The 26,595-nt window shown below is 43.9% G+C and carries 25 protein-coding genes, 1 tRNA gene and 1 pseudogene; 1 reads left to right on the plus strand and 26 read right to left on the minus strand.

Annotation, left to right across the window (positions count from 1 at the left end; translation table 11 throughout):
- Positions 1-76: 76 nt before the first annotated feature.
- Together ACZ5AE_RS24720 and ACZ5AE_RS24725 are read right to left on the minus strand one after the other, a co-directional pair.
- Positions 77-1,861: a hypothetical protein gene (locus tag ACZ5AE_RS24720; RefSeq protein WP_464567143.1), complete on the minus strand. Its 1,785-nt coding sequence runs from the start codon at positions 1,859-1,861 to the stop codon at positions 77-79.
- Positions 1,862-2,171: 310 nt separating this feature from the next.
- A tRNA-Arg gene (locus ACZ5AE_RS24725) sits at positions 2,172-2,243 on the minus strand.
- Positions 2,244-2,491: 248 nt separating this feature from the next.
- On the opposite strand from ACZ5AE_RS24725, the gene clpP reads away from it, so the two are divergent.
- Positions 2,492-3,094 (plus strand): ATP-dependent Clp endopeptidase proteolytic subunit ClpP, encoded by a 603-nt coding sequence (gene clpP, locus ACZ5AE_RS24730; RefSeq protein ID WP_464567144.1) that lies wholly within the window; start codon positions 2,492-2,494, stop codon positions 3,092-3,094.
- 86 nt (positions 3,095-3,180) lie between these two features.
- Here the strand turns inward: clpP and ACZ5AE_RS24735 are convergent, their stop codons facing one another.
- The 24 genes and pseudogenes from ACZ5AE_RS24735 to uvrA form a co-directional block, all read right to left on the minus strand.
- A complete protein-coding gene (locus tag ACZ5AE_RS24735; protein WP_464567145.1) occupies positions 3,181-3,438 on the minus strand; it encodes an HPr family phosphocarrier protein in 258 nt (85 codons plus the stop codon).
- A gap of 76 nt (positions 3,439-3,514) precedes the next feature.
- Positions 3,515-4,465 carry a DNA-binding protein WhiA gene (gene whiA / locus ACZ5AE_RS24740; protein WP_464567146.1) on the minus strand — a complete coding sequence of 317 codons (951 nt, stop codon included), beginning with the start codon at positions 4,463-4,465 and terminating at the stop codon, positions 3,515-3,517.
- 164 nt (positions 4,466-4,629) lie between these two features.
- The gene (locus tag ACZ5AE_RS24745) at positions 4,630-5,613 is read right to left on the minus strand and encodes a gluconeogenesis factor YvcK family protein (RefSeq protein WP_464567147.1); all 984 of its coding nucleotides are present in this window, start codon (positions 5,611-5,613) and stop codon (positions 4,630-4,632) included.
- Positions 5,610-6,506: an RNase adapter RapZ gene (gene rapZ / locus ACZ5AE_RS24750; protein ID WP_464567148.1), complete on the minus strand. Its 897-nt coding sequence runs from the start codon at positions 6,504-6,506 to the stop codon at positions 5,610-5,612. Before rapZ ends, ACZ5AE_RS24745 begins: the two co-directional genes overlap by 4 nt.
- A 21-nt stretch (positions 6,507-6,527) precedes the next feature.
- Positions 6,528-6,986: an NUDIX domain-containing protein gene (locus ACZ5AE_RS24755; protein WP_464567149.1), complete on the minus strand. Its 459-nt coding sequence runs from the start codon at positions 6,984-6,986 to the stop codon at positions 6,528-6,530.
- A 359-nt stretch (positions 6,987-7,345) separates the two neighbouring features.
- Positions 7,346-8,296, minus strand: a complete 951-nt coding sequence (trxB, locus tag ACZ5AE_RS24760) for a thioredoxin-disulfide reductase (protein WP_464567150.1) — start codon at positions 8,294-8,296, stop codon at positions 7,346-7,348.
- 319 nt (positions 8,297-8,615) lie between these two features.
- Entirely contained in the window at positions 8,616-10,112 is a 1,497-nt protein-coding gene (locus ACZ5AE_RS24765) for a tetratricopeptide repeat protein (RefSeq protein ID WP_464567151.1), read from the minus strand.
- 212 nt (positions 10,113-10,324) lie between these two features.
- Positions 10,325-10,954 (minus strand): bifunctional phosphoribosyl-AMP cyclohydrolase/phosphoribosyl-ATP diphosphatase HisIE, encoded by a 630-nt coding sequence (hisIE, locus tag ACZ5AE_RS24770; protein WP_464567152.1) that lies wholly within the window; start codon positions 10,952-10,954, stop codon positions 10,325-10,327.
- Positions 10,955-11,019: 65 nt separating this feature from the next.
- On the minus strand, positions 11,020-11,781 hold the full coding sequence (gene hisF, locus ACZ5AE_RS24775) for an imidazole glycerol phosphate synthase subunit HisF (protein WP_464567153.1): 762 nt from the start codon (positions 11,779-11,781) through the stop codon (positions 11,020-11,022).
- Between the two features lie 21 nt (positions 11,782-11,802).
- Entirely contained in the window at positions 11,803-12,531 is a 729-nt protein-coding gene (gene hisA / locus ACZ5AE_RS24780; RefSeq protein ID WP_464567154.1) for a 1-(5-phosphoribosyl)-5-[(5-phosphoribosylamino)methylideneamino]imidazole-4-carboxamide isomerase, read from the minus strand.
- The gene (gene hisH, locus ACZ5AE_RS24785; RefSeq protein ID WP_464567155.1) at positions 12,528-13,154 is read right to left on the minus strand and encodes an imidazole glycerol phosphate synthase subunit HisH; all 627 of its coding nucleotides are present in this window, start codon (positions 13,152-13,154) and stop codon (positions 12,528-12,530) included. The genes hisA and hisH overlap by 4 nt, the downstream gene beginning before the upstream one ends.
- A gap of 61 nt (positions 13,155-13,215) precedes the next feature.
- Positions 13,216-13,803 (minus strand): imidazoleglycerol-phosphate dehydratase HisB, encoded by a 588-nt coding sequence (hisB, locus tag ACZ5AE_RS24790; protein ID WP_213117719.1) that lies wholly within the window; start codon positions 13,801-13,803, stop codon positions 13,216-13,218.
- Between the two features lie 12 nt (positions 13,804-13,815).
- Entirely contained in the window at positions 13,816-15,090 is a 1,275-nt protein-coding gene (gene hisD, locus ACZ5AE_RS24795; RefSeq protein ID WP_464567156.1) for a histidinol dehydrogenase, read from the minus strand.
- Entirely contained in the window at positions 15,091-15,723 is a 633-nt protein-coding gene (gene hisG / locus ACZ5AE_RS24800) for an ATP phosphoribosyltransferase (RefSeq protein ID WP_464567157.1), read from the minus strand.
- On the minus strand, positions 15,720-16,889 hold the full coding sequence (locus ACZ5AE_RS24805) for an ATP phosphoribosyltransferase regulatory subunit (RefSeq protein WP_464567158.1): 1,170 nt from the start codon (positions 16,887-16,889) through the stop codon (positions 15,720-15,722). The genes hisG and ACZ5AE_RS24805 overlap by 4 nt, the downstream gene beginning before the upstream one ends.
- A 315-nt stretch (positions 16,890-17,204) precedes the next feature.
- Positions 17,205-17,741, minus strand: a complete 537-nt coding sequence (locus tag ACZ5AE_RS24810) for an acyltransferase (RefSeq protein ID WP_464567159.1) — start codon at positions 17,739-17,741, stop codon at positions 17,205-17,207.
- Positions 17,742-17,764: 23 nt separating this feature from the next.
- Positions 17,765-18,403, minus strand: coding sequence for a pyrophosphatase PpaX (ppaX, locus tag ACZ5AE_RS24815; RefSeq protein ID WP_464567160.1), 639 nt, complete (start codon positions 18,401-18,403; stop codon positions 17,765-17,767).
- Positions 18,400-19,315: pseudogene (locus tag ACZ5AE_RS24820) on the minus strand (nucleoside recognition domain-containing protein). The gene ppaX and the pseudogene ACZ5AE_RS24820 overlap by 4 nt, the downstream one beginning before the upstream one ends.
- Positions 19,316-19,377: 62 nt before the next feature.
- Positions 19,378-20,193 carry a prolipoprotein diacylglyceryl transferase gene (lgt, locus tag ACZ5AE_RS24825; protein ID WP_464567161.1) on the minus strand — a complete coding sequence of 272 codons (816 nt, stop codon included), beginning with the start codon at positions 20,191-20,193 and terminating at the stop codon, positions 19,378-19,380.
- A 126-nt stretch (positions 20,194-20,319) separates the two neighbouring features.
- A complete protein-coding gene (gene hprK, locus ACZ5AE_RS24830; protein ID WP_464567162.1) occupies positions 20,320-21,246 on the minus strand; it encodes an HPr(Ser) kinase/phosphatase in 927 nt (308 codons plus the stop codon).
- A gap of 278 nt (positions 21,247-21,524) precedes the next feature.
- Complete coding sequence (locus tag ACZ5AE_RS24835) at positions 21,525-21,893, minus strand: phage holin family protein (protein WP_464567163.1); 369 nt, start codon at positions 21,891-21,893, stop codon at positions 21,525-21,527.
- Positions 21,894-21,962: 69 nt separating this feature from the next.
- A complete protein-coding gene (locus ACZ5AE_RS24840) occupies positions 21,963-23,069 on the minus strand; it encodes a DUF4097 family beta strand repeat-containing protein (protein ID WP_464567164.1) in 1,107 nt (368 codons plus the stop codon).
- A gap of 39 nt (positions 23,070-23,108) precedes the next feature.
- Positions 23,109-23,423: a magnetosome magnetite crystal formation protein family gene (locus ACZ5AE_RS24845; protein ID WP_464567165.1), complete on the minus strand. Its 315-nt coding sequence runs from the start codon at positions 23,421-23,423 to the stop codon at positions 23,109-23,111.
- A 297-nt stretch (positions 23,424-23,720) separates the two neighbouring features.
- Positions 23,721-26,594, minus strand: a complete 2,874-nt coding sequence (uvrA, locus tag ACZ5AE_RS24850; RefSeq protein ID WP_464567166.1) for an excinuclease ABC subunit UvrA — start codon at positions 26,592-26,594, stop codon at positions 23,721-23,723.
- Between the last annotated feature and the right edge of the window lies 1 nt (position 26,595).

Here is a 26,595-nt window from a genome sequence, read left to right on the forward strand (position 1 = left end):
AAAAAATAAAAGCCTCCTGTCGTAAAAGAACAGGAGGCTTCTATGACCGGAATCTTACCCAGATATTTTGCAGTCATTAAACCCAAGTGTTAAACACAATGCGCTTTCCAATACTTGATTGAGATGGTAAAGGTGTAATGGAAAACTTTGAACCCTGCAATCCAGAAACCGTAGTCCAATGTGTTTCTCCATTGTCTAATAGAATTCCGACGATGTCTCCATTGGCAATAGATTCTGGATCATTAACCGTAATAGAAGTTGCCCCTTTTAAGGCAGTCTTTGCCAACTTTCTTTTTAAGCTTTTTGTACAAGTCCATATTCCACCAGTCTTCTTACTAATAAGCTGACCCTCTGAAGCAAATCCCGAAGTGGGAGCAGATGATAAAGAAATTGGGTAAGAACTCATCCCTGCTTTTGCGTGCAAATCAACTTCCTTTACTTTATCAATCATCATATATAACGAGATAAAACGGAATGGTTTTACTGAATCTCCAGAAGAAATTTTTATCTTAATATATTTAACCATAGGGTGTGCAACTACACCCATTGCTTTTGCCACATTCGAATCGGCATAATAATATCCATCTTTATTCCAATTGAAACCGGCGATATTGATATATTCCGCTTCGGATTTTGTAATAGGTTTATTTTTAGCATCATAGACAGTGATTTCTGGCCGCCAATTTTCAGCATCTGACTTGAGGTGAAACATACTGCCGTTAACCACAGGAATTAACTCTGTTTCAAACACCTTTTTCCAAGCATTAACGGTTAATCTATCTAATCCAGCTTCAAACTTCGCTCCATTTTCTGCTACCCCATTAAATACTTTTGTTTTATTATTAAGCAAGAACAAATTCAATCTTTCCTTAATATTTAATATATCGTGAATATAAACATTATTTGTCCCATTGTCTGTTACTTCTGCTTCTATATTTTCATAGCCAGAACGGGGCAAGTTAGCCCATTGTTGGATAATAATATTAGAATGAGTTTTGTTACTGAAAAAGACACTGTTTTTACCTTCAAAACGAACATCCATAAATTTGTTACTCGAACCATGGTTAATCCTAATATTTGCACTCTCTATGAATGGACGGATAAATGTATTGTTATTATGCATATAATTACCATCAATAATAATGTTAGCTATTCTTCCTCCAAAGAAGTTATTTTCATTAATCCAGCCAATATCAGACCCCTCAGAAGCTAAGGTCAGTTTGTCAATTGTACCTAATACAAATTGGGAGTATGCAATACTATCGCGTTTGATGTCGTTACCATTTGCATAGAGTTCCAATTCCGTTGCTTCAAGAACCTTAATCCACCCATTTTTTATGCCGCTTAATCTAAGTTTACCTGTTACTTTGTTAACCAACCAATTGAGACTATCTGTGGATCGGCTATCATAAACCAATTCCATTACTTTCCCTTTTGCCATGATAATTTCGCCATCTATTCTAACATTTTGAATTCCATCAATAACTAGGTTTTTAGAAACATAATATTTTCCATTAGGAATGTATAGTCCTTTTTTTTGCGCTTTAACATCATTGACAAGGGCAAGTAGTCTATTGTAATTATCTTTGTCAATTGTGCCGCCCTCTAAAGACCGGTCAATAGTTAGATAATCCATCACGCTGCCTGCTGCACCTTCAACCATAACATTTCCGCTCGCATCAGGTATTACACCATTTACTGATTTAACAGTGCCCGCCAAATGTCCATTGATCCCATCTTCTTTTCTAAATAGAAGATAGGTTAAAAAGGAAAGTATTCCAAAAAATAGTCCAGATAAAAAGTGTCTTCTTTCGTTATCATATGGCAGCTTAAAATAAGACAAAGTTTTTTTTATTTTCATAATAAAAATCCCTCCCCAGCCTTGCGCTGTAAATAAAAAATACCTTTCCACAAAGAAATTCATAATGTGCCAGCCAGTAGAAGAATGATTGAAAGATAAAATCTATATTTAATATTATTAGTCACTTTTTAATGGATTTCCTTCAGCAATTTTCAAAGATTACAAAAATTCACAAATAACAATATACAAAGTTATTAATCTGGGCTTAAATGATTCCTTGTAACGCATGGTAATTTTATTAGGAGCACTAAGGAAAATGGGCATAAAAAAATCACTACGTTTTACTAACGTAGTGATTTTGACCTTATTACGCCCTCGGCAGGAATCGAACCCACATTTTAAGAACCGGAATCTTACGTGCTATCCGTTGCACCACGAGGGCAAATTTATTAGCGACTTACATATTATATTCCATTATTTCTATTTTGGCAAGAGCTATTACAATTTTTTAATGACTTGATCATTCCTCCAAAGCTAAAAAATTGTTTTAAAACCGCTCGCGATTGGTTATGCTGAATAAGGGAAAGTTGTCGAACATTTTTCGAGATGAATTGTTTGACCTTTATTGACCATCAGTGTATGATAACAATACATAAGCTTTTATATTTTTTAATCAGAGGAGGAAGAAAAATGAATTTGATTCCTACAGTCATTGAACAAACGAATCGCGGCGAACGGGCATACGATATTTATTCCCGTCTGTTAAAGGACCGGATTATCATGCTTGGCAGCGCAATTGATGATAATGTTGCCAACAGCATTGTGGCGCAATTGTTGTTCCTTGAAGCGGAAAATCCTGAAAAGGATATTACTCTTTACATTAACAGCCCGGGCGGAAGTATTACCGCTGGAATGGCCATTTATGATACGATGCAGTATATCAAACCAAATGTATCCACTGTTTGTATCGGTATGGCAGCGTCAATGGGCGCCTTCTTACTTGCTGCAGGGGAAAAGGGCAAGCGCTTTGCATTACCAAACGCTGAAGTAATGATTCACCAGCCGCTGGGCGGAGCTCAAGGCCAAGCAACTGAAATTGAAATTGCTGCTAAGCGCATTTTATTCCTTCGCGAAAAACTTAACGGCATTTTAGCTGAGCGCACCGGCCAGCCAATTGAAGTACTTCGCCAAGATACCGACCGCGACAACTTCATGACTGCTGAAAGAGCGAAAGAATATGGTTTAATCGACAACATCATTACACGAAATATTCTTGATAAGAAAGAAAAATAATACTTGTAACGGGCAATCGGCGGGCATGCCGATTGCTTTTTTACATGCAAAAAAAGCTGGTCTCGAGTGTGAGCCAGCTTTTTTTCTTAATGATCCTTCTGAATAAATTCTGATAATGTATTAATGGCGGTTTCTTCATCAGAGCCGTCAGCAATAATATTAATGACAACGCCGGAACCGACAGCTAGGCTCATTAAGCCCATAATACTTTTGGCATTTACTTTCTTGCCGTCTTTCTCTAAAAAAATATCTGCCGAAAAGCGGTTCGCCTCCTGTACAAATAGGGCAGCAGGACGCGCTTGTAAACCTGTTCTTAATTTAACTTCTACTTCTTTTACCAACATTTCGAATTCCTCCTCATTATCCCAATATATTATTAAATGAATGCTCATTCACTAACAAACTATTTTAAAATTATATCTACTTTACTGACGGCATTTCTCCGGCCCGCAGCCTTTCGGCAATTTCATCAATCTTACGCAGGCGATGATTGATACCGGATTTGCTTATAGACCCTCCGGAAACCATTTCACCCAGTTCCTTTAAGGTAACATCTGTATAATTTAACCGAAGCTCGGCTATTTCCCGCAATTTATCAGGTAAAATCTGCAGGCCTACCGTTTGATCAATGAACCGGATATTTTCGACCTGCCTTATGGAGGCACCAATGGTTTTATTAAGATTAGCGGTTTCACAGTTTACCAAGCGGTTAACGGAATTACGCATGTCCCTGACAATCCGGACATCCTCAAAGCGGAGCAGGGCGTTATGCGCGCCAATAATATTTAAAAACTCGGTTATCTTTTCAGCCTCTTTTAAGTACGTAATGTAGCCTTTTTTACGCTCAAGCGTTTTGCTATTCAAATCAAATGTATTCATCAATTCACATAAGGAATCATTATGCTCCTTATATAGTGAAGCAATTTCCAAGTGATAGGAGGATGTTTCCGGATTATTAACGGAACCTCCGGCCAAAAACGCACCACGCAGATAAGAACGCTTACAACACTTCTTTGCGATCAGGTCAGGCGAGATATTATGGATAAAGGTAAAACCCTCACCTAGGATTTTCGTATCCTCGAGAATTTCTTTGGCCTGCTCTGCCAAGCGCACGATGTAAACATTATTCTTTTTCAGGCGCATTTTTTTTCGGACGAGCAGTTCGACCTGAACCTGGTAATTCATTTTAATCAAGGTATAAATTCTTCTGGCAATCGCGGCATTTTCGGTTTGAATATCGACAATGATTTTTCGATTTGAAAAGGAAAGGGAACCGTTCATGCGGATCAGCGCCGAAAGCTCAGAGCGGCTGCAGCAGGATTTCACTTCCAAGTTCGTTAATTCCTTTTTCGTTTCCGAAGCGAAAGACATTCCCTCACCTCCTTATGACCAACACTAACATAAATATTCTTTTTTGAAAGTAATTTTTTAAAGAAAACTCGCCGATTGGCAAGCCCCTAAGGGCAGAAAGTTTATACTTTTTTATCAGCTCAAAAAGAACATGCAAATAAACATTTTAAATAATATTAACTTATTTACGCTTCATAACGTCTTTTGGTTTCATTTATTAACAAATTATATAAAATTTTGGCGACCTTCTTCGGGTCATGCCTTAGCGCTCCGTTTTCAAGATAGGCAATGTCGGCATAAACCGTCTCAAGCCCAAGCTCGGTTAACCGGTCCACATCGTAGAGGACCGGATGGGCCAACTCCTCATTATAGCGAAGCTGAACATCCTGCGGAATTTCTTCATTATTCACGAGTATCGTATCGATACAGGCGCTGCTCGTATGATCATAAATGGCTTTCACATGATCGCTGGCAGTGTAGCCATGCGTTTCGCCGGCCTGCGTCATCAAATTGCAAATGTAAACCTTTTTGGCATGCGATCTGCACACCTCACCGCCTAGCCGCGGAACAAGCAGATTGGGCAATAGACTCGTATATAAACTGCCCGGTCCAAGAATAATAAGGTCAGCTTGTCGGATGGCCTGAATCGTTTCCGGAAGCGGCCTAATTTGCTTTGGGGTCAAAAATACCCGGTTAATCTTTTTACCGGAGTACGGAATTTTCGATTCTCCTGAAACAATCGTGCCGTCCTCCATTTCCGCATGCAGCACAACACTTTGATTGGCAGCAGGAAGCACTTTTCCCCTTACGTTCAAAACCTTGCTCATTTCCTGAATCGCATGAACAAAATTACCGGTTATCGAGGTCATCGCAGCAATAATCAGGTTGCCAAGCGAATGGCCGGATAATTCGTTTGACGTCTTAAACCGGTGCTGGAACATTTCCTCGACGAGAGGCTCCACATCAGAGAGTGCCACCAAAACATTACGGACATCACCCGGCGGAGGAACATGCAGGTCCTCACGGATTCTGCCTGAACTGCCGCCATCGTCTGCGACGGTGACAATAGCGGTAATATCAACAGGATACTGCTTTAAGCCTCTAAGCAAAACAGGTAACCCTGTGCCGCCGCCGATGACGACAATTCTAGGATGCCAAAATTCTTTCATGTTGTCTTTTCCTTTCTCCTCTCAATGTCACGGTGAGAAACAATCGTTTTATAATCCTTTTGGAAAAATCGGCCAATGTATTCAGCAAGCGCCACAGAACGATGCTGGCCGCCCGTACATCCAATCGCAATCACCAATTGGGCCTTGCCTTCTCTTTTGTAATGAGGAAGCATGAAACTCAAAAGGTCGGTTACTTTTTCCAAAAATTTCTGTGTTTCGTTCCATTTTAAGACATAGCTGGAGACATCTTCGTCGAGTCCTGTTTTTGGGCGCATATGCTCAATATAATGCGGATTGGGCAAAAAGCGCACATCAAAAACAAGGTCGGCATCAATGGGAATGCCGTGTTTAAAACCGAACGACATAACGTTAACTGTAAAAATTAATTGTTTATTTGCCGTAAACTCCGTTAATATCTTCTCACGTAATTCCCGTGGTTTCATCTGGGAAGTGTTGTAAATTATTTGAGCCCTGCCTTTTAACTCCTCAAGGAGCTCCCGTTCAAGGGTAATTCCTTCAAGAGGCGACCCTGATTTCGCGAGCGGATGAGACCGTCTTGTTTCCTTATAACGGCGGACCAATGTGGCATCCTCCGCATCAAGAAATAATATCTGCGGTGTAACCCAAGAGGTTTCCGCAAGATTATCATCCAACGCTTTAAAAAGGTGGTCAAAAAACTCCCGTCCCCTCAGGTCCATGACAAGAGCAACTTTATTCATTTTATTCCCAGACTCCTTCATAAGTTCTAGGAATTTCGGCAGTAAGGTAGGAGGCAGATTATCGACACAGAAGAATCCTAAATCCTCAAAGCTTTGGATAGCGACTGTTTTCCCTGCACCGGACATGCCGGTAATAATGACCATTTGGATATCGCTTGTCGAACCGGTACTCATTTTGATTCCCCCTATTTCGAATTAACCTGGATCTAATCGGTAACTAATCAGCTTAAAGTCTTTTGTATAAGTAAAAGTACCGTAAATCAATCCCTTGCCGTGAATCATATAATCGATGATGTGGTAGTCTCCAGCTGCCATCGGCAGTCCTTTTATTTGGTCAAAAGGCTGCCATTCAAGCTTGCCTTCTTCCGACTCATTTAGGTCTAAACCGTCGGAATCATGGGCTACAAAGGTGAACATCATCCACTCCGACAGAAGCTGGTCTCCCTCCATCATAATCATCGTAAATATTCCTTTTAGCTGGGGATTCTTTAAATATACGCCTGTTTCTTCGCGGTATTCCCGAATACAGGAGTCCCTGACTGACTCGCCCGGCTCCATTTTCCCGCCCGGTGCCACCCACCAGCCGCGCCGCGGTTTTTGCAGCAACAATACCTTATTTTCTCTAATTAACACACAATTGGTGACCCGCTGCACAACATTTCACCCTCTTTATATAAACACGTTTTGCAAAATATCTTAAGATAACAACCTCATATATTCTTCTCATTATACTATTTTTATAACCCGCTCACAATCAAATGAAAATTGATATTTCCGCAAATGCCCCCTTGAAAATATTACAATTAGGGCAAGTTCCCTTTTAGGGACTTTTATTAGTATGTATTTCTTGCTAAACACAAAAAAAGAGCACAGGCTGCTGGACCTGTGCAGAAAAGGTATATATTTTTAAAGGGGGTCAATTTCCATAATCATACTATATTTTTATTTCACTACTGTTACAGTTGAATTAAAACAGAGTTAACTTTTGTAAAAAATGTTGGGAAACTTTTTAATTATTTCTTAAGTTTCATTTCCTCTTTCAATTCTTCCACATAGTGCTGGGCTGATTGGGCGGCAATACTGCCATCGCCTGTCGCCGTTACAATCTGACGGAGTGTTTTTTCGCGGATATCTCCTGCCGCGAAAATCCCTGGCACTTTTGTTTCCATTTTTTCGTTTGTTTCAATGTAGCCGTTCTCGTTTGTAATACCCAGGCTTTCAAATGGTTTGGACAGCGGCACCATTCCGATATAGATGAACACGCCATCTGCAGGCAGGGTTTGTTCCGTACCATCCACTGTTGACACCAATGTTACACTGCCAACCTTGCCGTCCTTATCATTAATCGATTTAATGGTATGATTCCATATAAAATCGACCTTTTCATTGGCAAAGGCGCGGTCTTGAAGAATTTTCTGTGCACGAAGCTGGTCACGGCGATGCACGATGGTAACCTTCGATGCAAATCGAGTTAAGTACACACCCTCTTCAACAGCGGAATCCCCGCCGCCGATGACAAAAAGCTCTCTATTTTTGAAAAATGCTCCGTCACAGACCGCACAATAGGAAACCCCACGGCCGCCAAGCTCTTTTTCGCCTGGTACTCCAACTTTTTTATACTCTGCACCTGTTGTAATGATGACAGAGTATGCTTTATACTCCTTTGATCCGGCTTTGACCAGTTTATAATCACCATGATCAATAACTTCCTTAATGTCACCATAAGCATATTCTGCACCGAACTTCTTTGCATGCTCAAACATTTTCGTTGATAAATCCGGACCTAAAATACTTTCAAAACCCGGATAGTTTTCGACGTCCTCAGTATTGGCCATCTGGCCGCCCGGCATGCCCCGTTCAATCATGAGGGTTGATAGATTTGCACGTGATGTATATACAGCAGCTGTCATCCCGGCAGGACCCGCCCCAGCAATGATGACATCATAAATTTTTTCTTCAGTCATGGTCGTTTTCACTCCTTATTTAAAAGCGGAAGCGCCTTGACCAGCCCCGATATAGGGAGACTTATCGATTGCGAAGCAAGGGATTAGTCCCCTTAATGCGTACAGAAAGCGGTAGCTTTCTGTAGCCAAGCATAAGACAAGCCGGCGAGAAGGTTGCTTTTTAACCTTCTTGACGGATTGTCTTATGACCTCGAGGGGCTAGGCGCTGCAGCTAGATAGTATAAAAAAAAACGATTAAGTTTAGCATTCCCAACTTAATCGTATTAAACAATTGATTTATAGTCCAAAAATCTGCTCATTTTGGAGCTTTGAGATGATTTTAATTTAGAAGCTCATTAACTAGCTTTACGTATTTTCCGATTGTTGCCGATGAGGTTCCGTAACGTTGTGCAATTTCCTGCTGGGACACTTTTTCACTGCGCAGCCTGTGCCATACGTACTCGACTGCACCCGCCCAGGCGCTTTTATTTTTCAATTGCATATTAGCTTTAAACATCTCCACAAAAACGGAAAACCACATTAAATACAGACCGGCCTCAATTGTCCCAATCGGCTGATGGTTTTCATAAAACAGCTCAGCGACTTCCTGCGCATCGGCCGTTCGAGAGGGCCTGCCCGAACGGATTAACGAGATGTATTCCTTCTCCAGCGCCGTAAATTTCTGGTTTTGAAAAAGGCGCTTTGAGGTGATAATTTCATCCTTTTTATCCGAAACAGTGGTCAGGAAAAGAGCAAATAGCCGTTCCTCGACATAGTCGCTTTCAAGCTTTTGAAAAATCGACCCGGAATGATCCTCAAATCCGTTTGTGCGGGCCTCCTCATCGGCATTCCAAGGTTCCTGGCCTTCTTTGTCCGGATTAATTTCAAGCAGCTTTTTCCAAACGTTTAGGGCGAAAGTTTCTCTGCCAGTGAAATATGCCGAATAAGCTAGCCAATAATAAAACGGGCCATCCCCATCAAAGCCATTTTTATATAATTTTTTCAGCCACAAATATGCGTGCTCATATTCACCTACAAGTGCGAAAGAGGTTCCAAGCTTAAATTGGTGCTCGCTTAAGATCGGCTGAATTTTTTTCAAGCTATCGAATAACTCATTGACATATTTGATACGCCCTTGATAATGGGCAAATATCATTTTATTACATAGCGCGTGCAGATTCCCAGGGTTTTTTTTCAAAACATCATTTAAGATGGCGTCCGCCTTCTCCCCTTTGCCTAAATAAAAATAAGCAAGCGCAAGGTTATTGTAAGCAGACCAGTATTCCGGGTATTCCTTGATGACTTCCTTTAATAGCTCAATTGCTTTTGGGAAATAACCTGATTCGAGCAGCTCGCGAGCCTGCTCCTGTTTAACGATCAGGTCATCCTGATGAAAGAATTCATCAGCCAAATCATCGGATTCCAATGCCAGAAGTTCAAGTAATTCCTCCGCATCCTCTGAAAAATCTCCACCTGCATCCAATTCCATATACAGGTTGGCATGGTGATATGCATCTTTAAAAAATCCCAAATGGGCATAATTATTTGCTAAGAAGTAGTGGCACTCCACCATTTCATGGTCAAGATCTTCAAGGATGAGATGCAGGAGTCGGTTGGAATCTTCAAACTCGCCAAGTTCAGTCGACACAATGGCCAGTTGGCACGCAATCATCGGTTCGCCCGGCTCAAGCTGCAGCGCCCGTCCTAGATATTTTTTCGCTTTAAAAAAATCGCGGCGATGGTATGCCTTGATTCCTTTCTTGAAATAATATTCCCCCGTAGGAACAAATGAAAGTATTTTCCCCTTTTGCATTCTTGCTTTTGCGTCTTTACTCATGCAGTCATCCATCATCCTTTCATAACTAATGTAGTATAACACAATTGAGTCTTGTACGAGAAGGATTTAGGACATTGGGTGGAATGGAAAAATTTCCGGGGATGAAAAAATGGGAAGGCGGCGAGTAAATTGATGTTTTTGGCGAGTAAATGTTTGATTTCGGCGAGTAATTCCCAAAACAGGTAATTTTGAATAGAAAAAACCGGTCCAAATCAGGACCGGTCTTTGTGTCTTTCTTCTAATGTACGTAATACTTCTTTAAATGGAAGGCCTTGTTCCACCAACAATACCTGCAGGTGGTAAAGAAGATCGGCTGCTTCCCATTTTAGTTCTCCATGATCGCGGTTTTTGGCTGCAATAATAACTTCAGCAGCTTCCTCACCGACCTTTTTCAAAATCTTGTCGACACCTTTTTCAAAAAGGTATGTAGTATAGGCACCTTCTGGCCGCTCCCGTTCGCGGTCCAATATAACCTTTTCAAGGGTTTGTAAAATTTGATATTCCCCTAGGCTGGATTTACGATCCGCAACCTCTTCCCCAGCAAAGCAGCTGACCGCTCCTGTATGACAGGCAGGTCCTTTCGGATTCACCTGTACAAGAATGGCATCCTGGTCGCAATCGTATTTGATGTTGACGACAGACTGGGTGTTGCCGCTCGTTGCACCTTTATGCCACAATTCCTGGCGGGAGCGGCTGTAGAACCAGGTTTCACCTGTTTCCAATGTTTTCGCAACTGACTCTTTATTCATATAAGCAAGCGTCAAAACTTCTAATGTTTCTGCATCCTGAATAATAGCAGGGACTAATCCCTTTTCGTCAAATTTGATAGTGTCCGGATTCATCGGACCGTCACTTCCTTCTTTGAAATCAAACTTATTTTTTAAAAAAATGGCCAGGAACGGCGTACTTAACGTACGGCTAGTCCCTTCTCGCGCAAATTGCTTTTAACCTCTTGTACAGAAGTTTCCTTGTAATGAAAAATGGATGCGGCAAGTGCTGCATCGGCTTTACCCTCCAAAAAGGCTTCAGCAAAGTGCTCCGCGTTCCAGGCACCGCCTGAGGCAATGACCGGAATTGTAACGGCTTCACTGACCGCCTTCGTAAGAGAAAGGTCAAAGCCGTTTTTCTCGCCATCGCTGTCCATGCTGGTCAGTAAAACTTCTCCGGCGCCAAGCTCCGCTGCTTCCCTCACCCAATCGATTACCTTCTTTTCAGTTGGCCTGCGGCCGCCATGTGTGTATACCCGCCAAGTCCCGATCTCGGAATCATATTTTGCATCGATGGCCACAACGATACACTGGGAACCGAAGAAGTCTGCCCCTTCGCGAATAAGTTCCGGATTCTGGACCGCCGCAGTATTCAAGGAAACCTTGTCCGCCCCGGCACGAAGAATTTTTTTCATATCTTCCAATGAATTGATGCCGCCTCCGACCGTAAAAGGAATGGCCAATTCGGAGGCAACTGCCTTAACGACCTCAACCATTGTCTTCCGTCCTTCAACGGAAGCCGAGATATCAAGAAACACAAGTTCATCTGCCCCTTGCTCATCGTAAATCCGCGCCAGTTCTACCGGATCGCCGGCGTCGCGCAGCTGGACAAATTGAATTCCCTTTACTACCCGCCCGTCCTTCACGTCCAAGCAGGGTATAATTCTTTTAGTTAAAGTCATGTTTTCTCCCCCGCCCTTGTTCTAAAGCTGACCAATTTTTAAAGCTTCTATTAAGGTAAATCTTTTTTCATAAAGGGCCTTGCCAACGATTGCCCCGCTGATGCCTTTTGCCCTTGATAGGGCCTGTAAATCCGCTAGGCTGCTTACTCCGCCTGAAGCAATAACATATTTTCCAGTTACTTCGGCCAGTTCGCTGACAGCTGCAATATTGGGCCCAGAAAGCATTCCGTCTGTAGCAATATCGGTAAAAATAAAAGTCTCAGCCCCAGCATCCGCAAAGCGTTTCCCAAGCTCGACCGCCTTGACTTCAGAAGTGTCGAGCCAACCATGTGTAGCCACATAGCCATTTTTCGCATCGATTCCAACGGCAATCCGCCCGCCGAACTTTTTAATCATATCAATCGCGAACTCCGGATTGGAAATCGCAATGCTTCCAATAATAACCCGGTCCACACCATTCTCTAAATAATGGGCAATATCCGTCTCGGACCGAATACCGCCGCCAATTTGGACTTTTACATTAGCGAGCTTCTGAGCCGCCTCAATTACAAAACGGTCATTTACCCGCTTGCCATCTTTTGCCCCGTCTAGATCCACCATATGGATCCATTCGGCGCCATCTGCCGCGAAGGTCTGAGCCATGTCAAATGGAGAATCGCCGTAAACTGTTTCTTTGTCGTAATCGCCTTGCAGAAGGCGGACACATTTCCCGCCCCGCATGTCAATTGCGGGATAAATGGTGAATGTCATCGTACCGCATTCCTTTCAACTGCTATTTTTAAAAAATTCTCAAGTAAGGCCATTCCAAGCCGACTGCTTTTCTCGGGATGGAATTGCATTCCGAAAATGTTATCGCGGCCGACAACAGCGGAAACCTGTTCATGATATTCAGCTTTGGCAATGAGGACTTCGGAATTTTCCGCATTCACAAAATAAGAATGAACGAAGTAAACATAATCCTCTTCCAAATTGCTTGTAAGCGGCGAGGCATTCACAAATTCAAGCCGGTTCCAGCCCATGTGGGGAACCTTGTAAGGTCCACCGTCTTCGGAGAGGCCAGGGAAACGACGGACACTGCCTGGCAGCAGCCCAAGTCCCTCTGTAAAACCATTTTCCTCACTGTTTTCAAACAAAAGCTGCATGCCAAGGCAAATACCTAGAAGCGGTTTTCCGGTGGCAGCAAATTCCTTGATTGTATCTGCAGGCAGTCGCTCCATCGCATCACGAAAGGCTCCAACCCCAGGTAAAATCAGGGCATCAGCCTCAAGCAATTCAGTATGATTGGCTGAAATGAAATAATCTGCCCCTAGACGTTCCAGCGCCTTGCTGACACTAAATAAATTCCCCATGCCATAATCTACAATACCAATCATATAAACATCCTTTCAGGTGCAGTGGCAAGTGGTGCCTGTCACTCCCCAAATTTTCTAGAATCTACAACATTCCTTTGGTAGATGGAACACCTTTGATGCGCGGGTCGATGGTAGTGGCTTCATCGAGTGCCCGGCCGAGTGCTTTGAAGACAGCCTCAATCATGTGGTGTGTATTTTTTCCGTAATGAACAATGACGTGGAGATTCATCCGGGCCTCTAGGGCGAGTTTCCAAAGAAACTCATGAACCAATTCGGTATCGAAGGTTCCCACCTTCTGGCCAGGGAACTCCGCACGCATTTCCAAATGAGGGCGATTACTAAGATCGACCACTACCTGCGCTAACGCTTCATCCATCGGAACAAAAGCATTCCCGTAACGTTTGATACCACGTTTGTCCCCAAGGGCTTCACGAAGCGCCTGCCCCAGACAAATTCCGATGTCCTCTGTCGTGTGATGGTCATCGACTTCAATATCACCATTTGCATCCACTGTTAAATTAAATTGTCCGTGTTTCGTAAACAAATCGAGCATATGGCTTAAGAATGGCACCCCTGTTTCCAGGTTGGAACTTCCTTCGCCATCCACATCAAACGTCAGCTTAATATTCGTTTCATTTGTTTTTCTATCCACTCTTGCAACTCGTTCCATGAGCTCACCCCACTAGTTATCGTTTTTTAGTCTCGCCTCAACTGCGCGAGCGTGGGCTTCAAGCCCTTCCATTCTAGCAAATGCCGCAATTTTTGCACCGTTAGCCTTTAACGCTTTTTCACTATAAATAATCACACTGGATTTCTTTTGAAAATCATCGACATTGAGCGGGCTCGAAAAGCGGGCTGTCCCATTTGTTGGCAGCACATGATTCGGTCCGGCAAAGTAGTCGCCAACTGGTTCAGAACTATATCGTCCGATAAAAATGGCTCCAGCATGACGAATTTTCCCCAACAGCTCCATTGCGTTTGCTGTCATAACTTCAAGGTGTTCTGGCGCTAGCTGGTTCACCGTTTCAACCGCCTCTTCGATATTTTCCGTAACATAAATAACTCCATAATCCGCAATTGATTGGGCGGCAATTTCTCTACGTGGCAGCACAGCAAGCTGTTTTTCAACCTCTGTTGCAACCGCTTCAGCCAGCTTCTGTGACGGTGTTATCAATACACTGCAGGCCCGCGGGTCGTGCTCCGCCTGGGATAACAGGTCAGCTGCCACCTCGTCTGCCCTGGCTGTTTCGTCTGCTAAAATAGCAATCTCACTTGGGCCAGCAATCATATCAATGTCAACATCGCCGAATACCTCGCGTTTGGCAAGCGCTACATATATGTTCCCAGGGCCGGTAATTTTATCGACCGATTGAATGGATTCCGTTCCATACGCTAGCGCCGCCACTGCCTGGGCTCCACCAGCCTTGTAGATTTCCGCGGCTCCTGCTTCTTTTGCTGCGACAAGTACCGCTGCAGGCAGTTTCCCATCAACATCCGGTGGGGAAACCATGACAATCCTCTTCACGCCCGCAACCTTTGCTGGTACCACGTTCATCAGCACCGATGAAGGGTAAGCAGCCGTTCCACCCGGCACATATACGCCAACAGAATCAAGCGGGGTAATTTTCTGTCCAAGAATAGTGCCATTTTCCTCAGTCGTCATCCATGAAGGACGCAGCTGTTTTTCATGGTATGTACGGATATTTTCCGCTGCCTCACGAACGATGAAAATAAATTGTTCATCAACCATCGCATAGGCTTCTTCAATTTCCTCTTCTGTTACAGAAAAAGAAGATAGCTTTACACGGTCAAATTTCTCTGTATATTCTCTTAATGCCTCATCGCCGCGGCTGCGGACATCAGCAATAATCCCTTTTACAATCTCCTGCTGCTCGGAGGTCCCGGCCTCAATCGATCTTTTTATTGAAACTAGGTCTCGCACTCTTTGAATTTTCATTTATAAAACCCCCACCACTTCATGAAGACGCGCAACCAGATCGTCAATCTGCGCATCCTTAATTCGGTAGCTGACCGGATTGACAACCAGCCGTGAAGTCACGTCGACAATTCTTTCATACTCAACCAGTCCATTTTCCTTTAACGTCCGACCGGTCGAAACAATATCAACAATCCTATCCGATAAACCGATTAACGGGGCAAGTTCAATGGAACCATTTAATTTAATGATTTCAACTTGCTCCCCCTGCTCCCGGAAATAAGCTTCGGCCACGTTAGGATATTTTGTCGCAACTCTTGGTGCCACTTCGTTCATTTTTGTATCAGGTAAACCGGCAACCGCTAAATAGCAGTAACTGATTTTTAAATCAAGCAGCTCGTATACGTCCCGCTCTTCCTCGAGCAAAACGTCTTTTCCGGCAATGCCTATATCTGCAACGCCGTGCTCGACATAGGTAGCCACATCCATTGGCTTTGCGAGAATGAAGCGTAGGTTTTCCTCGGCAACATCGATAATTAGTTTGCGGGAATCATCAAATTCAGGCGGCAGCTTATAGCCCGCTTTTCTGAGCAATTCCGCAGCTTCTTCAAAAATTCGGCCCTTTGGCATGGCAATCGTCAATACATCTTTCATCGCTGTCCACCTCCGATTAAAAAGGTCGTATCGGCAAATTTTTTCGTGAAGGCGTCTATGTCTTTTACACCGGTAATATCCTGAAGCACCGTTTTCGTCCCTTCCTCATGCATTTTCCTGGCAAGCTCGAAGGCTTCCTTCCTCCGTTCCTGACTGAACAAAATGCAATGCCCGGTATTCTCCGTTTGTCCGCCTCCGAGCGCCTCGAGCAACATATCAAGCCGAACCGCAAACCCTGTTGCAGTTGCATTTTTTCCAAACTTCTCAAGTAAGCTGTAACGCCCGCCGTTGCCAATCGGAAAGCCGACATTCCCGGCATAAACCTCAAATAAAATGCCAGAATAGTAGCTCATATGACTGACGATTGAAAAATCAAACTTCACATGCTCTTCGACACCATAATCCTTAATGACATCCCACAGCTCTTGTAATTCTGTGATTGCCTGCTTGCCTTTGTCATTTTCAATAACGTCCAAGGCGTATTCTATCACCTCGTCGCCGCCCCTTAGCTGAAGCAGCTTCAAGAGCCTTTGTTTATCAATCGAAGAGAGGTTGAAAGACTGTACGCTTTCACGATAGCCAACATAATTCTTTTCATATAAAAACTTTCTCAGTGCTGTTGCCCTTCCGTTGGTGCCAAGAATCTGCATGAACAGTTCCTGGGAAAACCCGACATGTCCGATTGAGACTTGAAATTCTGACAGGCCTGCTTTTTTTAATGAAGATATTAATAAAGCGATCGTTTCTCCGTCGCAGGAGACGGTATTGTCATTCAAGTATTCGACACCAATCTGCTCGAATTCAGCGGGCCTCCCGCCTTCGCGCTGTTGAGCCCGGTAAACGTTTGCCGAGTACGCCAATCTAACCGGCAGGTCCTCATTTAATAACTTGGAAGCTGCCACGCGGGCAATCGGGGTTGTCATTTCCGGCCTTAGAACGAGGGTATGCCCCTCTTTGTCAAGCAATTTAAAAAGCTGGGCATCGAGAATTGCCGATGCCGCGCCAACGGTTTCATAGTATTCAAGAGTTGGGGTCTCAATAAATTGATAGCCCCAAAGCTTCATCGTTTCCGCAATGGAGGAACGTACTTGATGCTTTTTTTCATATAATTCTGGGAGCGAATCACGCATCCCTAAAGGTTTTTCAAACATAAACAAGCGGCTCATCTTACCCATCCTTTTCCGAACACTTTAGTCTGCTAATGTATTAGAGAATTAAAGTTAATTATATGTAGTTTAAACCTAGTCGTGGTTTTCGTCAATGAAAAAACATTGAAAATAAAGACTTTTTGTGGGAATTCTGACGAGGGTATTGGCTGATTCACCGAATCTTATGTATTATTCGCAAAATTTTTAGTTTAATTCACCAAATTCGAGAAGCTTCCTTATCATAAAGATTTTACTCGCCAAATTCTTTTTTTTACACGCAATCACCGTTTTTTATAAAAAAGCCTGGCTCCAATTTTGGAGACCAGACTTCCATCAGTTATTCATTTTTGCATAAATCGGATCCTTGGCCCAACGCTCAGCCTGCTGCTCCTTTGTATAAATGACCTGCATTGGATTGCCCCCGACAAAATAGCCGGGAGGAACATCCTTATGTACCATCGTACCCGCCGAGACAATGGCCCCATCGCCAATCGTCACCCCGGGCATGATAAGCGAGTTGGCGCCAATCATCACTTCGTCCCCGATGATAACATCACCTAAGCGGTATTCTTTAATCAAATACTCGTGGGCGAGGAGGGTTGTATTAAAACCGATGACCGTGTTACGGCCGACGCTGATTTTTTCCGGGAACATGATATCCGGCATAACCATCAGCGCAAACGATGTCTTTTCCCCTACCTTCATGCCGAGAAAGGTCCTATACAGCCAGTTTTTCACACTCATAAAAGGAGTATAGCGCGCCAATTGAATAACAATAAAATTTTTGGCAACCTTCCAGAAAGACACCGTTTTGTATACCTGCCAAAGGGAGTTCGCGCCCTCGACAGGGTAGCGGGTTGTTTTCCTCATACTTCTCACTCTCCGAGGATTTTTTATTTATCAAGGATTTTTAATAAATCCGGCATTTCCTCTAAGATGTAATCTGGATTTTGCTCGGCAATGTGATCGCGGCCTTTAGCTGACCAGGCTACACCTGCCGTCAACACTCCGGCATTTTTTCCGCCTAAAATATCGTGGAGATTATCGCCGACCATCATCGCTTCAGAAGGTGACGAACCAAGCTGTTCCAATGCTTTCAAAATTGGTTCTGGATCAGGCTTAACCTTAGTGACATGGTCCAAAGCAATGACCGTATCAAAAAACGAATCCATCTTCGTTAAGCGCAGCCCCATCATCGCCACATCAAGACGTTTAGTCGTAACGATCGCAAGCTTATAGCCCTTTTCCTTTAGAGCTTGGATTGTTTCAAATACACCAGGGAATTCCTTTACAAAAGCATCATGGTTTGCAACATTAAAAGCCCGGTACTCAGCAATCATATCGTCTACTCTCTCGGGGTCTACGGTGTTAAACGCTTCACTCAAAGTCGGGCCCATGAACGGCAAAACATGCTCGCGTTGATACTTGCCTGGATAAAATTTTTCCAACGTGTGCAAATACGATGCGATAATTAATTCATTAGTATCAATCAATGTTCCATCTAAATCAAATAGGATTGTAGTAATTTTCAAGATGCCGCTTCCTTTCTTAGTAAACCTGACCGCCGCCATATGGTACCGACGATCAAGGTTAAGATAATCGCAACCCCCAGCCGGATCAAGAACAACGGCCAAACCGGGATGCCTAACGGTACAAAAATTAACGTATCCTCGACAACAGCGTGGCAGGCGACGAGAAAAATAAATGCAAGAGTCACGTCTTTATGGCTGACTCCGTCCTCTTTTACTGCTTGAATCATGACACCTGCACCATACGCCAGCCCAAACAAGAGTCCGGCAGCCATGGTTGTGGAGGTATTCTCCTGCATGCCAAGCGTTTTCGTAACAGGAGCCATCGTTTTCGAGAATTTCTTCAGCCAGTTAATATCCTTCAAAATTTGAATGACCACCATCAGCGGAATGACAATCATCGCGAGCTGCAGGATGCCTAGTCCCGCTTTTTCAATTGCTTGTAAAAAAATTCCGCCCAAGCCTGATGGATGCCCAGCCTGCGTTTCGATTAAGCCGTACTTTGCCGGGGCAGCGCCGCCATGCCAGACAAGATTAATCACCGCTGCGGAGATAATCGCCAAGCCCAGCCTTGTAGTGAGGACAACCCATAGCTTAACGCCGGCTTTCATCGCAACGCCGGATTCGATAAATAAGTTGTGCGAAAAGGACAGCATCACGGCTAAAATAAATACTTCTTTCACGGAAAAATCGAGGGTCAAAATGGCTCCGATTGCCGCATAAAGGAGGAATCGCCGCATCTCCGGAGAGTCCCAAAAGCTTCATCAGCGGAGAAATCAGCTTGATGACCCATGGCAATACAGGTGTATACTGCAACACGGCGACGATAAGAGTAACCGGAAAAATGATTTTCCCCAATGTCCAAGTGGTCTTTAAGCCAGACAGCAGTCCGTTTTTAATCGAATTGAACAACATTTCCCCAAAACTCCCTTTTATGTTTTACATGTTGTTTCATTTTATCTAATAATTTTAAGAACCTAGTTTGTCTGCTCCAAATACCTTGTTTTCGACAGCTGTTTTTTCCTCCTGTAAATTAAAATGATAACTGCGCCTATGATGAGAGCAATCGAAATGGTTTGTGCCATGCGAAGGCTGCCGAGCATTAAGCTGTCAGTACGAAGGCCCTCGACGAAGAAGCGGCCGATGGAGTACCAGATTACATACGTTAAGAACAATTCCCCCCGGCGGAAATTAACGCGGCGAAGGAGCATTAACAGTATAAATCCGGCAAAGTCCCAAAGCGATTCGTATAAAAATGTCGGATGATAATACGCGCCATTAATGTACATTTGGTTGATAATAAATTCCGGTAAATGGAGGTTTTCAAGGAATGTGCGGGTAACTTCCCCGCCGTGGGCCTCCTGGTTCATGAAATTGCCCCAGCGCCCGATCGCCTGCCCAAGGATGATGCTCGGCGCTGCAATATCGGCAATTTTCCAAAAAGAAATCCCCCGTTTTTTTGAAAAAAAGTATGCTGTCAGAACGGAACCAATCAAGGCACCGTGAATAGCAATGCCACCGTTCCAAATTTGCGGAATGTCCGCCGGGTGGTTCTTGTAATAGTTCCATTCAAAAATAACATAATAAATGCGGGCAGAAATGATGGCAATCGGAATCGCCCAAAGCATTAAATCGGCAAACGTATCCTTCGGCAGACCGCGGCGGTTTCCTTCACGAATTGCCAGGTACAACGCAAGAGCAAGGCCTGAGCCTATAATAATCCCGTACCAATGCACCTGAATTGGGCCAAGCGAAAAGGCTATCGGGTCAAGCGGCTGTATCTTTTCGTTCATTGTAAATCTCCTCTTCCTATTCAAACTGTTTAGGCTCGTCCTGTGTTCATTGACGGGCCGATCGACACTCCAACCAGTCGGCAAGTCAATTTTTAGCCCTTCGAAATCAGAATAAAACTGCTTCTCCTAATGCTCAGTATCTTCAATGACATCGGATAAACGATCGGTAAATTGCTGAGCGGCATTGACGCCCATTCGTTTAAGCCGGTAGTTCATCGCTGCCACTTCAATGATGACGGCAAGGTTCCGGCCGGGACGAACCGGTACAGTCAGCTTTGTTACCTCCGTGTCAATGATTTTCATTTTTTCTTCATCCAAACCGAGCCGGTCATACTGCTTTTTGGAATCCCATATTTCTAAGTTGATAACCAGCGTAATGCGCTTATTGCTGCGTACTGCCCCAGCACCAAACAGCGTCATCACATTGATAATGCCTAGTCCGCGAATCTCCAATAAATGCTCAATTAATTCAGGCGACGTTCCCACCAATGTATCCTGGTCCTCCTGACGAATTTCCACGCAATCATCGGCAACCAAACGGTGTCCGCGCTTGACAAGCTCCAACGCTGTTTCACTTTTACCGACTCCGCTTTTTCCGGTAATTAAAACACCGATACCATAAATGTCGACCAATACACCATGAACCGCTGTGGTTGGCGCCAATTTACTTTCTAAATAGTTGGTCAGCCGGCTAGAAAAACGGGTCGTCTTTAAAGGCGATCTTAGAACAGGCACCGATTCCCGCTCTGCCGCTTCGATTAGCTCTGGAGGGACCCCCAGGCCTCTCGTCACGATAATAGCTGGTGTAATATCGGTACATAAGCGTTCCATCCTGGAAGCCTTATCTCTTACGGGAAGCTCCTCAAAAAATGATAATTCGGTCATTCCCAACAACTGAATACGTTCTGCTGGGTAATATTCAAAATAACCGGCCAGTTCGATTCCTGGCCGGGAAATATCACTCATTGTTATCGGGCGGTTAATCCCTTCTTCCCCGCAAATCAATTCAAGTTGAAATTTTTCTAACACATCTTTTGTACGGACCTTCGCCAAGGAAGCTACCTCCTTCAAATTTCCAATCAATGAAATACAAATTTTTTCGAAAAATTCATTTCCTCCTATTTTAACATTTTTTTAATCGAAACCATACTTTAGTTGTCTAAATATGTAATATGTCTCTTAAATGAAATTCGCCCAATGGCTAGTCCGTTAGGCCGGTTCGTGAGGCGCAGTTGAATTTATCCGTTAAGAAGTAATATAATTTGTGGATTTTTATAACTTCTTATTGCCAATAAAAATGCCCGTCCTCTGATTTGAGACGGGCATTTCGTTTATTTTTTCCTTGAAGTTCTGTCTGAATCCATTATCGTTTTTTGCAGGATAATATTGATGAGCGACATGAGCAGGGAGAAAAAGAGAGCCATTCTAAAGCCGAAGATTTCGAAAGCATCTCCCATCAAATAGTCTGTCAGCTCAAGCGTCATTGCATTAATCACGAACAGGAACAACCCCATTGTCAGGACTGTCACCGGGAGAGTTAACAGGATTAATAATGGACGTACTAATATATTTAAGATGGACAAAAGGATACTTGCCTGCAGCGCAGCCCAAAATCCTGTTAGATATAAGCTATTATGAAAATAACCGGCAAACGCCATGAATAATACTGCATTGATCAAACATCCTATCAGCCATCTCATGTAACCAAACTCCTATTTCAAAAAAATTAATAAAGCTTGTTCATTAAAATATATTTGCAAAGGCCCCAATTATTCGAACGATTTTTGCAAAGAAATCGAACCCGATTTGGAGTCCGCGTATATTTTTAACATTTTATCAGGATGGTTGACGGTTTGGAAGCGAAGCGATTTTTGAATCATTTCACTCTTTTCCTCTAAAATTTGTACACCGACAAGTTTCAGGTTAAAGCCGCCAAGATTGGTCTTAAGCTCCCCATTTACCGGCAGACTCTCCGGAACATACAAATCAATTGGGCCTGACGTTGTTTTAGCATGGATCCATTCGCAGCGGTCACCACTCAAGTTCAAGCTGACATGCCCATTAAAGGATTGGGCCTCCGCCTTTTTAAAATCACCATCAAGCTTTATCGCACCATTTATCGTCTCGGCCTCTAGCTCATCAAAGCGGCTGTTCTTGACCTTAATTTTTCCATTCGCTGTTTCTATCTCTGCTTTCGTCCCTGAAAGCTGTTCAAGCTTAATTTTCCCATTTGCGGTTTTCACCCGTAAATCATTTACATTAATTTCACCGCCCGAAATGGAGCCATTAAAGATCCTCACCCGTACCTTATCATACTGGGTTTTGGGAACGAACATTATCGCTTCCACCTTCATCCATTTTTGCTGGGTTAAAAAGCTCAGCTTATGGGACTCCACGGTAAATGTAACATCCCGTAAAAAATTTTGGCGGGCCTGATCCTGATTGTCAACACGATAAACCTTTGCCCGGCACTCCACACGAACATCCGGCTGATCCCAAGCAACGAGTTTCACGGAGCCATTCGCAAGATCAATATCCATATCCTTAAGTTCCACATTGCCATGGTGAAAAATATGCGAGATTTCAATGGAATGGCCAAAGTTCAGGTCCAAATCAATCTCTTTTATTTTTTTCAAAGCAGTATCAACAAATTCAAAAATCTTTTCCTTTGTAGATTGGTACTTCGCAAAAACCGGGTCATCCTTTTTTGCCTCCTCAAAGTGAACGGCCGTTGATAGCTCATTTAGGATTTGCGCCTGCTTTTTCTCCATCGTAACTTGATCCTTCTCTAATTCTTCGAGCAAGGTTAAGGCTTCCTCAACTGACAACTTACCCTCTTCGACCAATTTTAATATTCGCGTACGTTCCTCTTTCATAGTTTTCACCCTCTAAGGTTTAATATTTTCTTCATAATATTATTCAGTCACTAAGACCTTTACGCCTTTTATAATGTTCCATATGATCACAACAACCCATATGATTGCAAGGAAAATTAGACTAATAATAAAAACAAAAGGGAATTGATTTTCAAAGTTAGCAAAATCAAAGACTAAAGCCACAACAGCCAAAGGCGTTAAAACGACTGGCAGCACATGCGACAGCAATGATTTTTTGGCATGCCCTTTGGTAACTTCATCCCCCGATGCAAAATAAACAACCAACGGAAAAAGAAATCCTGCGAAAAAAATGCTGAAATAGCACAGACTTGAGAGAACTTTTCTAGATTCCATTTTCTCTACCACCCCTTATCCTTAATTTACGGATTGGACCGGGAAAGGTTTCGAATTTTTGGGAGAGCTGGTTTCAATTTCGGGTAGTATGCAGGATATAGTTTCTGGGATTATCCGTTAAACTTGGGAGTTATCCGCTGAATTCCCGATTATATCCCGTTAGAACTGTACAACATATCTGCCAATGTCCGCCAAACGCCTATTCCGGGCCAACAACATCTATTAAAATGCATTATGTCGGGCCAAAAAAGAGCCGGTCCCACTTCCGAAGCGGTACCGGCTCTTCCTAGAACTTATCTATGCATTGATTGCACTTTTTTCTTCAATTTCCTGCTTCATTCTTAATCGGTCGCGTTCAAGGATTGGCTTGAGGTATTTTCCGGTGTACGATTCCGGAACTTCAGCAACCTTTTCCGGCGTTCCCGTTGCGACAATCGTACCGCCTTTGTCGCCGCCTTCTGGTCCGAGGTCGATCAGGTAATCGGCGGTTTTGATAACATCCAGGTTATGCTCAATGACCAATACGGTGTCGCCATTCTCAACTAACCGCTGCAGCACCACAAGCAAACGCGAAATGTCGTCTACATGGAGGCCGGTTGTCGGCTCATCCAAGATATAGAATGAACGGCCGTTGGAACGGCGGTGGAGCTCAGAAGCAAGCTTGACGCGCTGCGCTTCCCCTCCCGACATCGTCGTTGCCGGCTGACCAAGTGTCATGTAACCTAGTCCCACATCGTAAATCGTCTGGAGCTTGCGGCTGATTTTTGGAATGTTTTCGAAAAATTTCACTGCGTCCTCAACGGTCATATCGAGAACTTCAGAAATATTTTTCCCTTTATATTTTACTTCGAGCGTTTCACGGTTGTAGCGTTTACCGTGACATACCTCGCAAGGAACATAAACATCAGGTAAAAAGTGCATTTCGATTTTAATAATCCCGTCGCCGCGGCAGGCTTCGCAGCGGCCGCCTTTTACGTTAAAGCTGAAGCGGCCCTTTTTGTATCCACGCACTTTAGATTCGTTTGTGGATGCATACACATCGCGAATATCATCAAACACGCCGGTGTATGTCGCTGGATTGGAGCGCGGCGTCCGCCCGATTGGTGACTGGTCGATATCGATGACCTTTTCTAAATGTTCTATACCCTTAATACTCTTGTGCTGGCCTGGCTTCGTTTTTGCGCGATTAAGCTTCTGAGCCAGTGCCTTATGAAGGATTTCGTTCACAAGCGTACTTTTTCCGGAACCGGAAACGCCCGTTACGGCGATAAATTGGCCTAATGGAATCTTCACGTTGACATTTTTTAAGTTGTTTTCGGCAGCTCCTTTGATTTCAACATAGCGGCCATCCGGCTTGCGGCGTTCAAGCGGCAGCGGTATAAACCTTTTCCCTGACAAATACTGACCTGTCAGTGAATCGGGGTCAGCCATCACCTCTGCCGGCGTCCCAGCGGAAACGACTTCACCTCCGTGCACTCCGGCCCCCGGACCAATATCAATCAAGTAATCCGCCGCCATCATCGTATCCTCATCATGCTCGACGACAATCAGCGTGTTGCCAATATCACGCATATTTTGCAGCGTTCCAATTAACCGGTCATTGTCGCGCTGGTGAAGCCCGATAGACGGTTCATCCAAGATATATAGCACGCCTGTCAGCCGCGAACCGATTTGCGTCGCCAAGCGAATCCGCTGGGCCTCGCCGCCTGAAAGGGTTCCTGCCTGCCTGCTTAAATTCAGATAATCAAGGCCGACATTGATCAGGAAGCCTATGCGCTCGTCTATTTCTCGTAAAATCAATCTGGAAATCTGCACTTCTTTTTCGGAAAGCTGCAAGCTCGAGAAAAAGGCTTTCGCTTCATCAATGGCAAGTTCGGTTATTTGTGAGATATGACGGCCGTTGATTAAAACAGCCAGAGCTTCTTTCTTCAAACGGTAGCCTTTACAAGTTGGGCATGGCTGATGGCCCATGTATTTTTCCATTTGCTCGCGGATAAAATCGGAGCTAGTCTCCTTGTAACGGCGCTCGACATTGCGGATGACACCTTCAAATTGGATATAGCCCTCGCGGAGCTGCCCGAAGTCGTTCTCGTAGCGGAAGTAAATTTTATCCGACCCGGAGCCATAGAGAATTTTTTCAAGTTGGTGTTCCGGAAGGTCCTTTACAGGTATATCCAAATCAATACCATAATGATTGCAGACTGCTTCCAGCAGCTGCGGGTAATATTGTGAGCTTGTCGGTTCCCATGGTGCAATCGCATGCTGCTTCAAGGTCAAATCTTTATTTGGAATCACCAAATCGAGATCAACTTCAAGCTTTGAGCCCAAACCGTCACATTGCGGGCAGGCTCCGAACGGACTGTTAAATGAGAACATCCGCGGCTCCAGTTCCCCAATCGAAAAACCGCATTGAGGGCAAGAGTGGTTTTCGCTGAACAGAAGCTCTTCCTCGCCAATCACATCGACGATTACCTTTCCTTCGCCAAGACCCAAGGCAGTTTCAATGGAGTCGGCGACACGAGCGGCGATTCCTTCCTTAATGACAATCCGGTCAACAACCACTTCAATCGAATGCTTTTTATTTTTATCAAGTTCAATATCATCGCTCAGGTCGAGCATTTCCCCGTCCACTCGGACACGGACAAAGCCCTGCTTTTTAATGTCTTCAAATACCTTAACATGCTGCCCTTTACGCCCTGAAATCACTGGTGCGAGGATTTGCATTTTCGTCCGTTCAGGATATTCGAGTACACGGTCGACCATCTGCTCAATGGTTTGAGAGGTGATTTCAATATGGTGAATCGGACAGGTTGGATGTCCGACTCTGGCAAATAACAATCTTAAATAATCGTAGATTTCTGTCACCGTTCCAACAGTCGAACGAGGATTCCGGCTAGTTGTTTTTTGGTCGATTGAAATTGCCGGTGACAAGCCTTCAATGGTATCCACATCGGGTTTATCCATCTGTCCGAGAAACTGCCTTGCGTAGGCCGATAGTGATTCCACATAGCGGCGCTGACCTTCTGCATAAATCGTATCAAAAGCGAGCGAGGACTTTCCTGACCCGGAAAGTCCTGTCAATACAACAAGTTTATCTCTCGGAATGGTGACATCGACATTTTTTAAATTGTGGGTTCTGGCACCTTTCACAATTAATTTTTCCATTGCCATG

The sequence above is a fragment of the Neobacillus sp. S1227 genome, from assembly GCF_055385255.1.

Bases quoted from the DNA above. Each gene is read 5' to 3' on its own strand.
- ACZ5AE_RS24720 (WP_464567143.1), bottom strand. From the start codon at position 1,861: ATGAAAATAAAAAAAACTTTGTCTTATTTTAAGCTGCCATATGATAAC.
- clpP (WP_464567144.1), top strand. From the start codon at position 2,492: ATGAATTTGATTCCTACAGTCATTGAACAAACGAATCGCGGCGAACGG.
- ACZ5AE_RS24735 (WP_464567145.1), bottom strand. From the start codon at position 3,438: ATGTTGGTAAAAGAAGTAGAAGTTAAATTAAGAACAGGTTTACAAGCG.
- whiA (WP_464567146.1), bottom strand. From the start codon at position 4,465: ATGTCTTTCGCTTCGGAAACGAAAAAGGAATTAACGAACTTGGAAGTG.
- ACZ5AE_RS24745 (WP_464567147.1), bottom strand. From the start codon at position 5,613: ATGAAAGAATTTTGGCATCCTAGAATTGTCGTCATCGGCGGCGGCACA.
- rapZ (WP_464567148.1), bottom strand. From the start codon at position 6,506: ATGAGTACCGGTTCGACAAGCGATATCCAAATGGTCATTATTACCGGC.
- trxB (WP_464567150.1), bottom strand. From the start codon at position 8,296: ATGACTGAAGAAAAAATTTATGATGTCATCATTGCTGGGGCGGGTCCT.
- ACZ5AE_RS24765 (WP_464567151.1), bottom strand. From the start codon at position 10,112: ATGAGTAAAGACGCAAAAGCAAGAATGCAAAAGGGGAAAATACTTTCA.
- hisIE (WP_464567152.1), bottom strand. From the start codon at position 10,954: ATGAATCCGGACACTATCAAATTTGACGAAAAGGGATTAGTCCCTGCT.
- hisF (WP_464567153.1), bottom strand. From the start codon at position 11,781: ATGACTTTAACTAAAAGAATTATACCCTGCTTGGACGTGAAGGACGGG.
- hisA (WP_464567154.1), bottom strand. From the start codon at position 12,531: ATGACATTCACCATTTATCCCGCAATTGACATGCGGGGCGGGAAATGT.
- hisH (WP_464567155.1), bottom strand. From the start codon at position 13,154: ATGATTGGTATTGTAGATTATGGCATGGGGAATTTATTTAGTGTCAGC.
- hisB (WP_213117719.1), bottom strand. From the start codon at position 13,803: ATGGAACGAGTTGCAAGAGTGGATAGAAAAACAAATGAAACGAATATT.
- hisD (WP_464567156.1), bottom strand. From the start codon at position 15,090: ATGAAAATTCAAAGAGTGCGAGACCTAGTTTCAATAAAAAGATCGATT.
- hisG (WP_464567157.1), bottom strand. From the start codon at position 15,723: ATGAAAGATGTATTGACGATTGCCATGCCAAAGGGCCGAATTTTTGAA.
- ACZ5AE_RS24805 (WP_464567158.1), bottom strand. From the start codon at position 16,889: ATGAGCCGCTTGTTTATGTTTGAAAAACCTTTAGGGATGCGTGATTCG.
- ACZ5AE_RS24810 (WP_464567159.1), bottom strand. From the start codon at position 17,741: ATGAGGAAAACAACCCGCTACCCTGTCGAGGGCGCGAACTCCCTTTGG.
- lgt (WP_464567161.1), bottom strand. From the start codon at position 20,193: ATGAACGAAAAGATACAGCCGCTTGACCCGATAGCCTTTTCGCTTGGC.
- ACZ5AE_RS24835 (WP_464567163.1), bottom strand. From the start codon at position 21,893: ATGAGATGGCTGATAGGATGTTTGATCAATGCAGTATTATTCATGGCG.
- ACZ5AE_RS24840 (WP_464567164.1), bottom strand. From the start codon at position 23,069: ATGAAAGAGGAACGTACGCGAATATTAAAATTGGTCGAAGAGGGTAAG.
- ACZ5AE_RS24845 (WP_464567165.1), bottom strand. From the start codon at position 23,423: ATGGAATCTAGAAAAGTTCTCTCAAGTCTGTGCTATTTCAGCATTTTT.
- uvrA (WP_464567166.1), bottom strand. From the start codon at position 26,594: ATGGCAATGGAAAAATTAATTGTGAAAGGTGCCAGAACCCACAATTTA.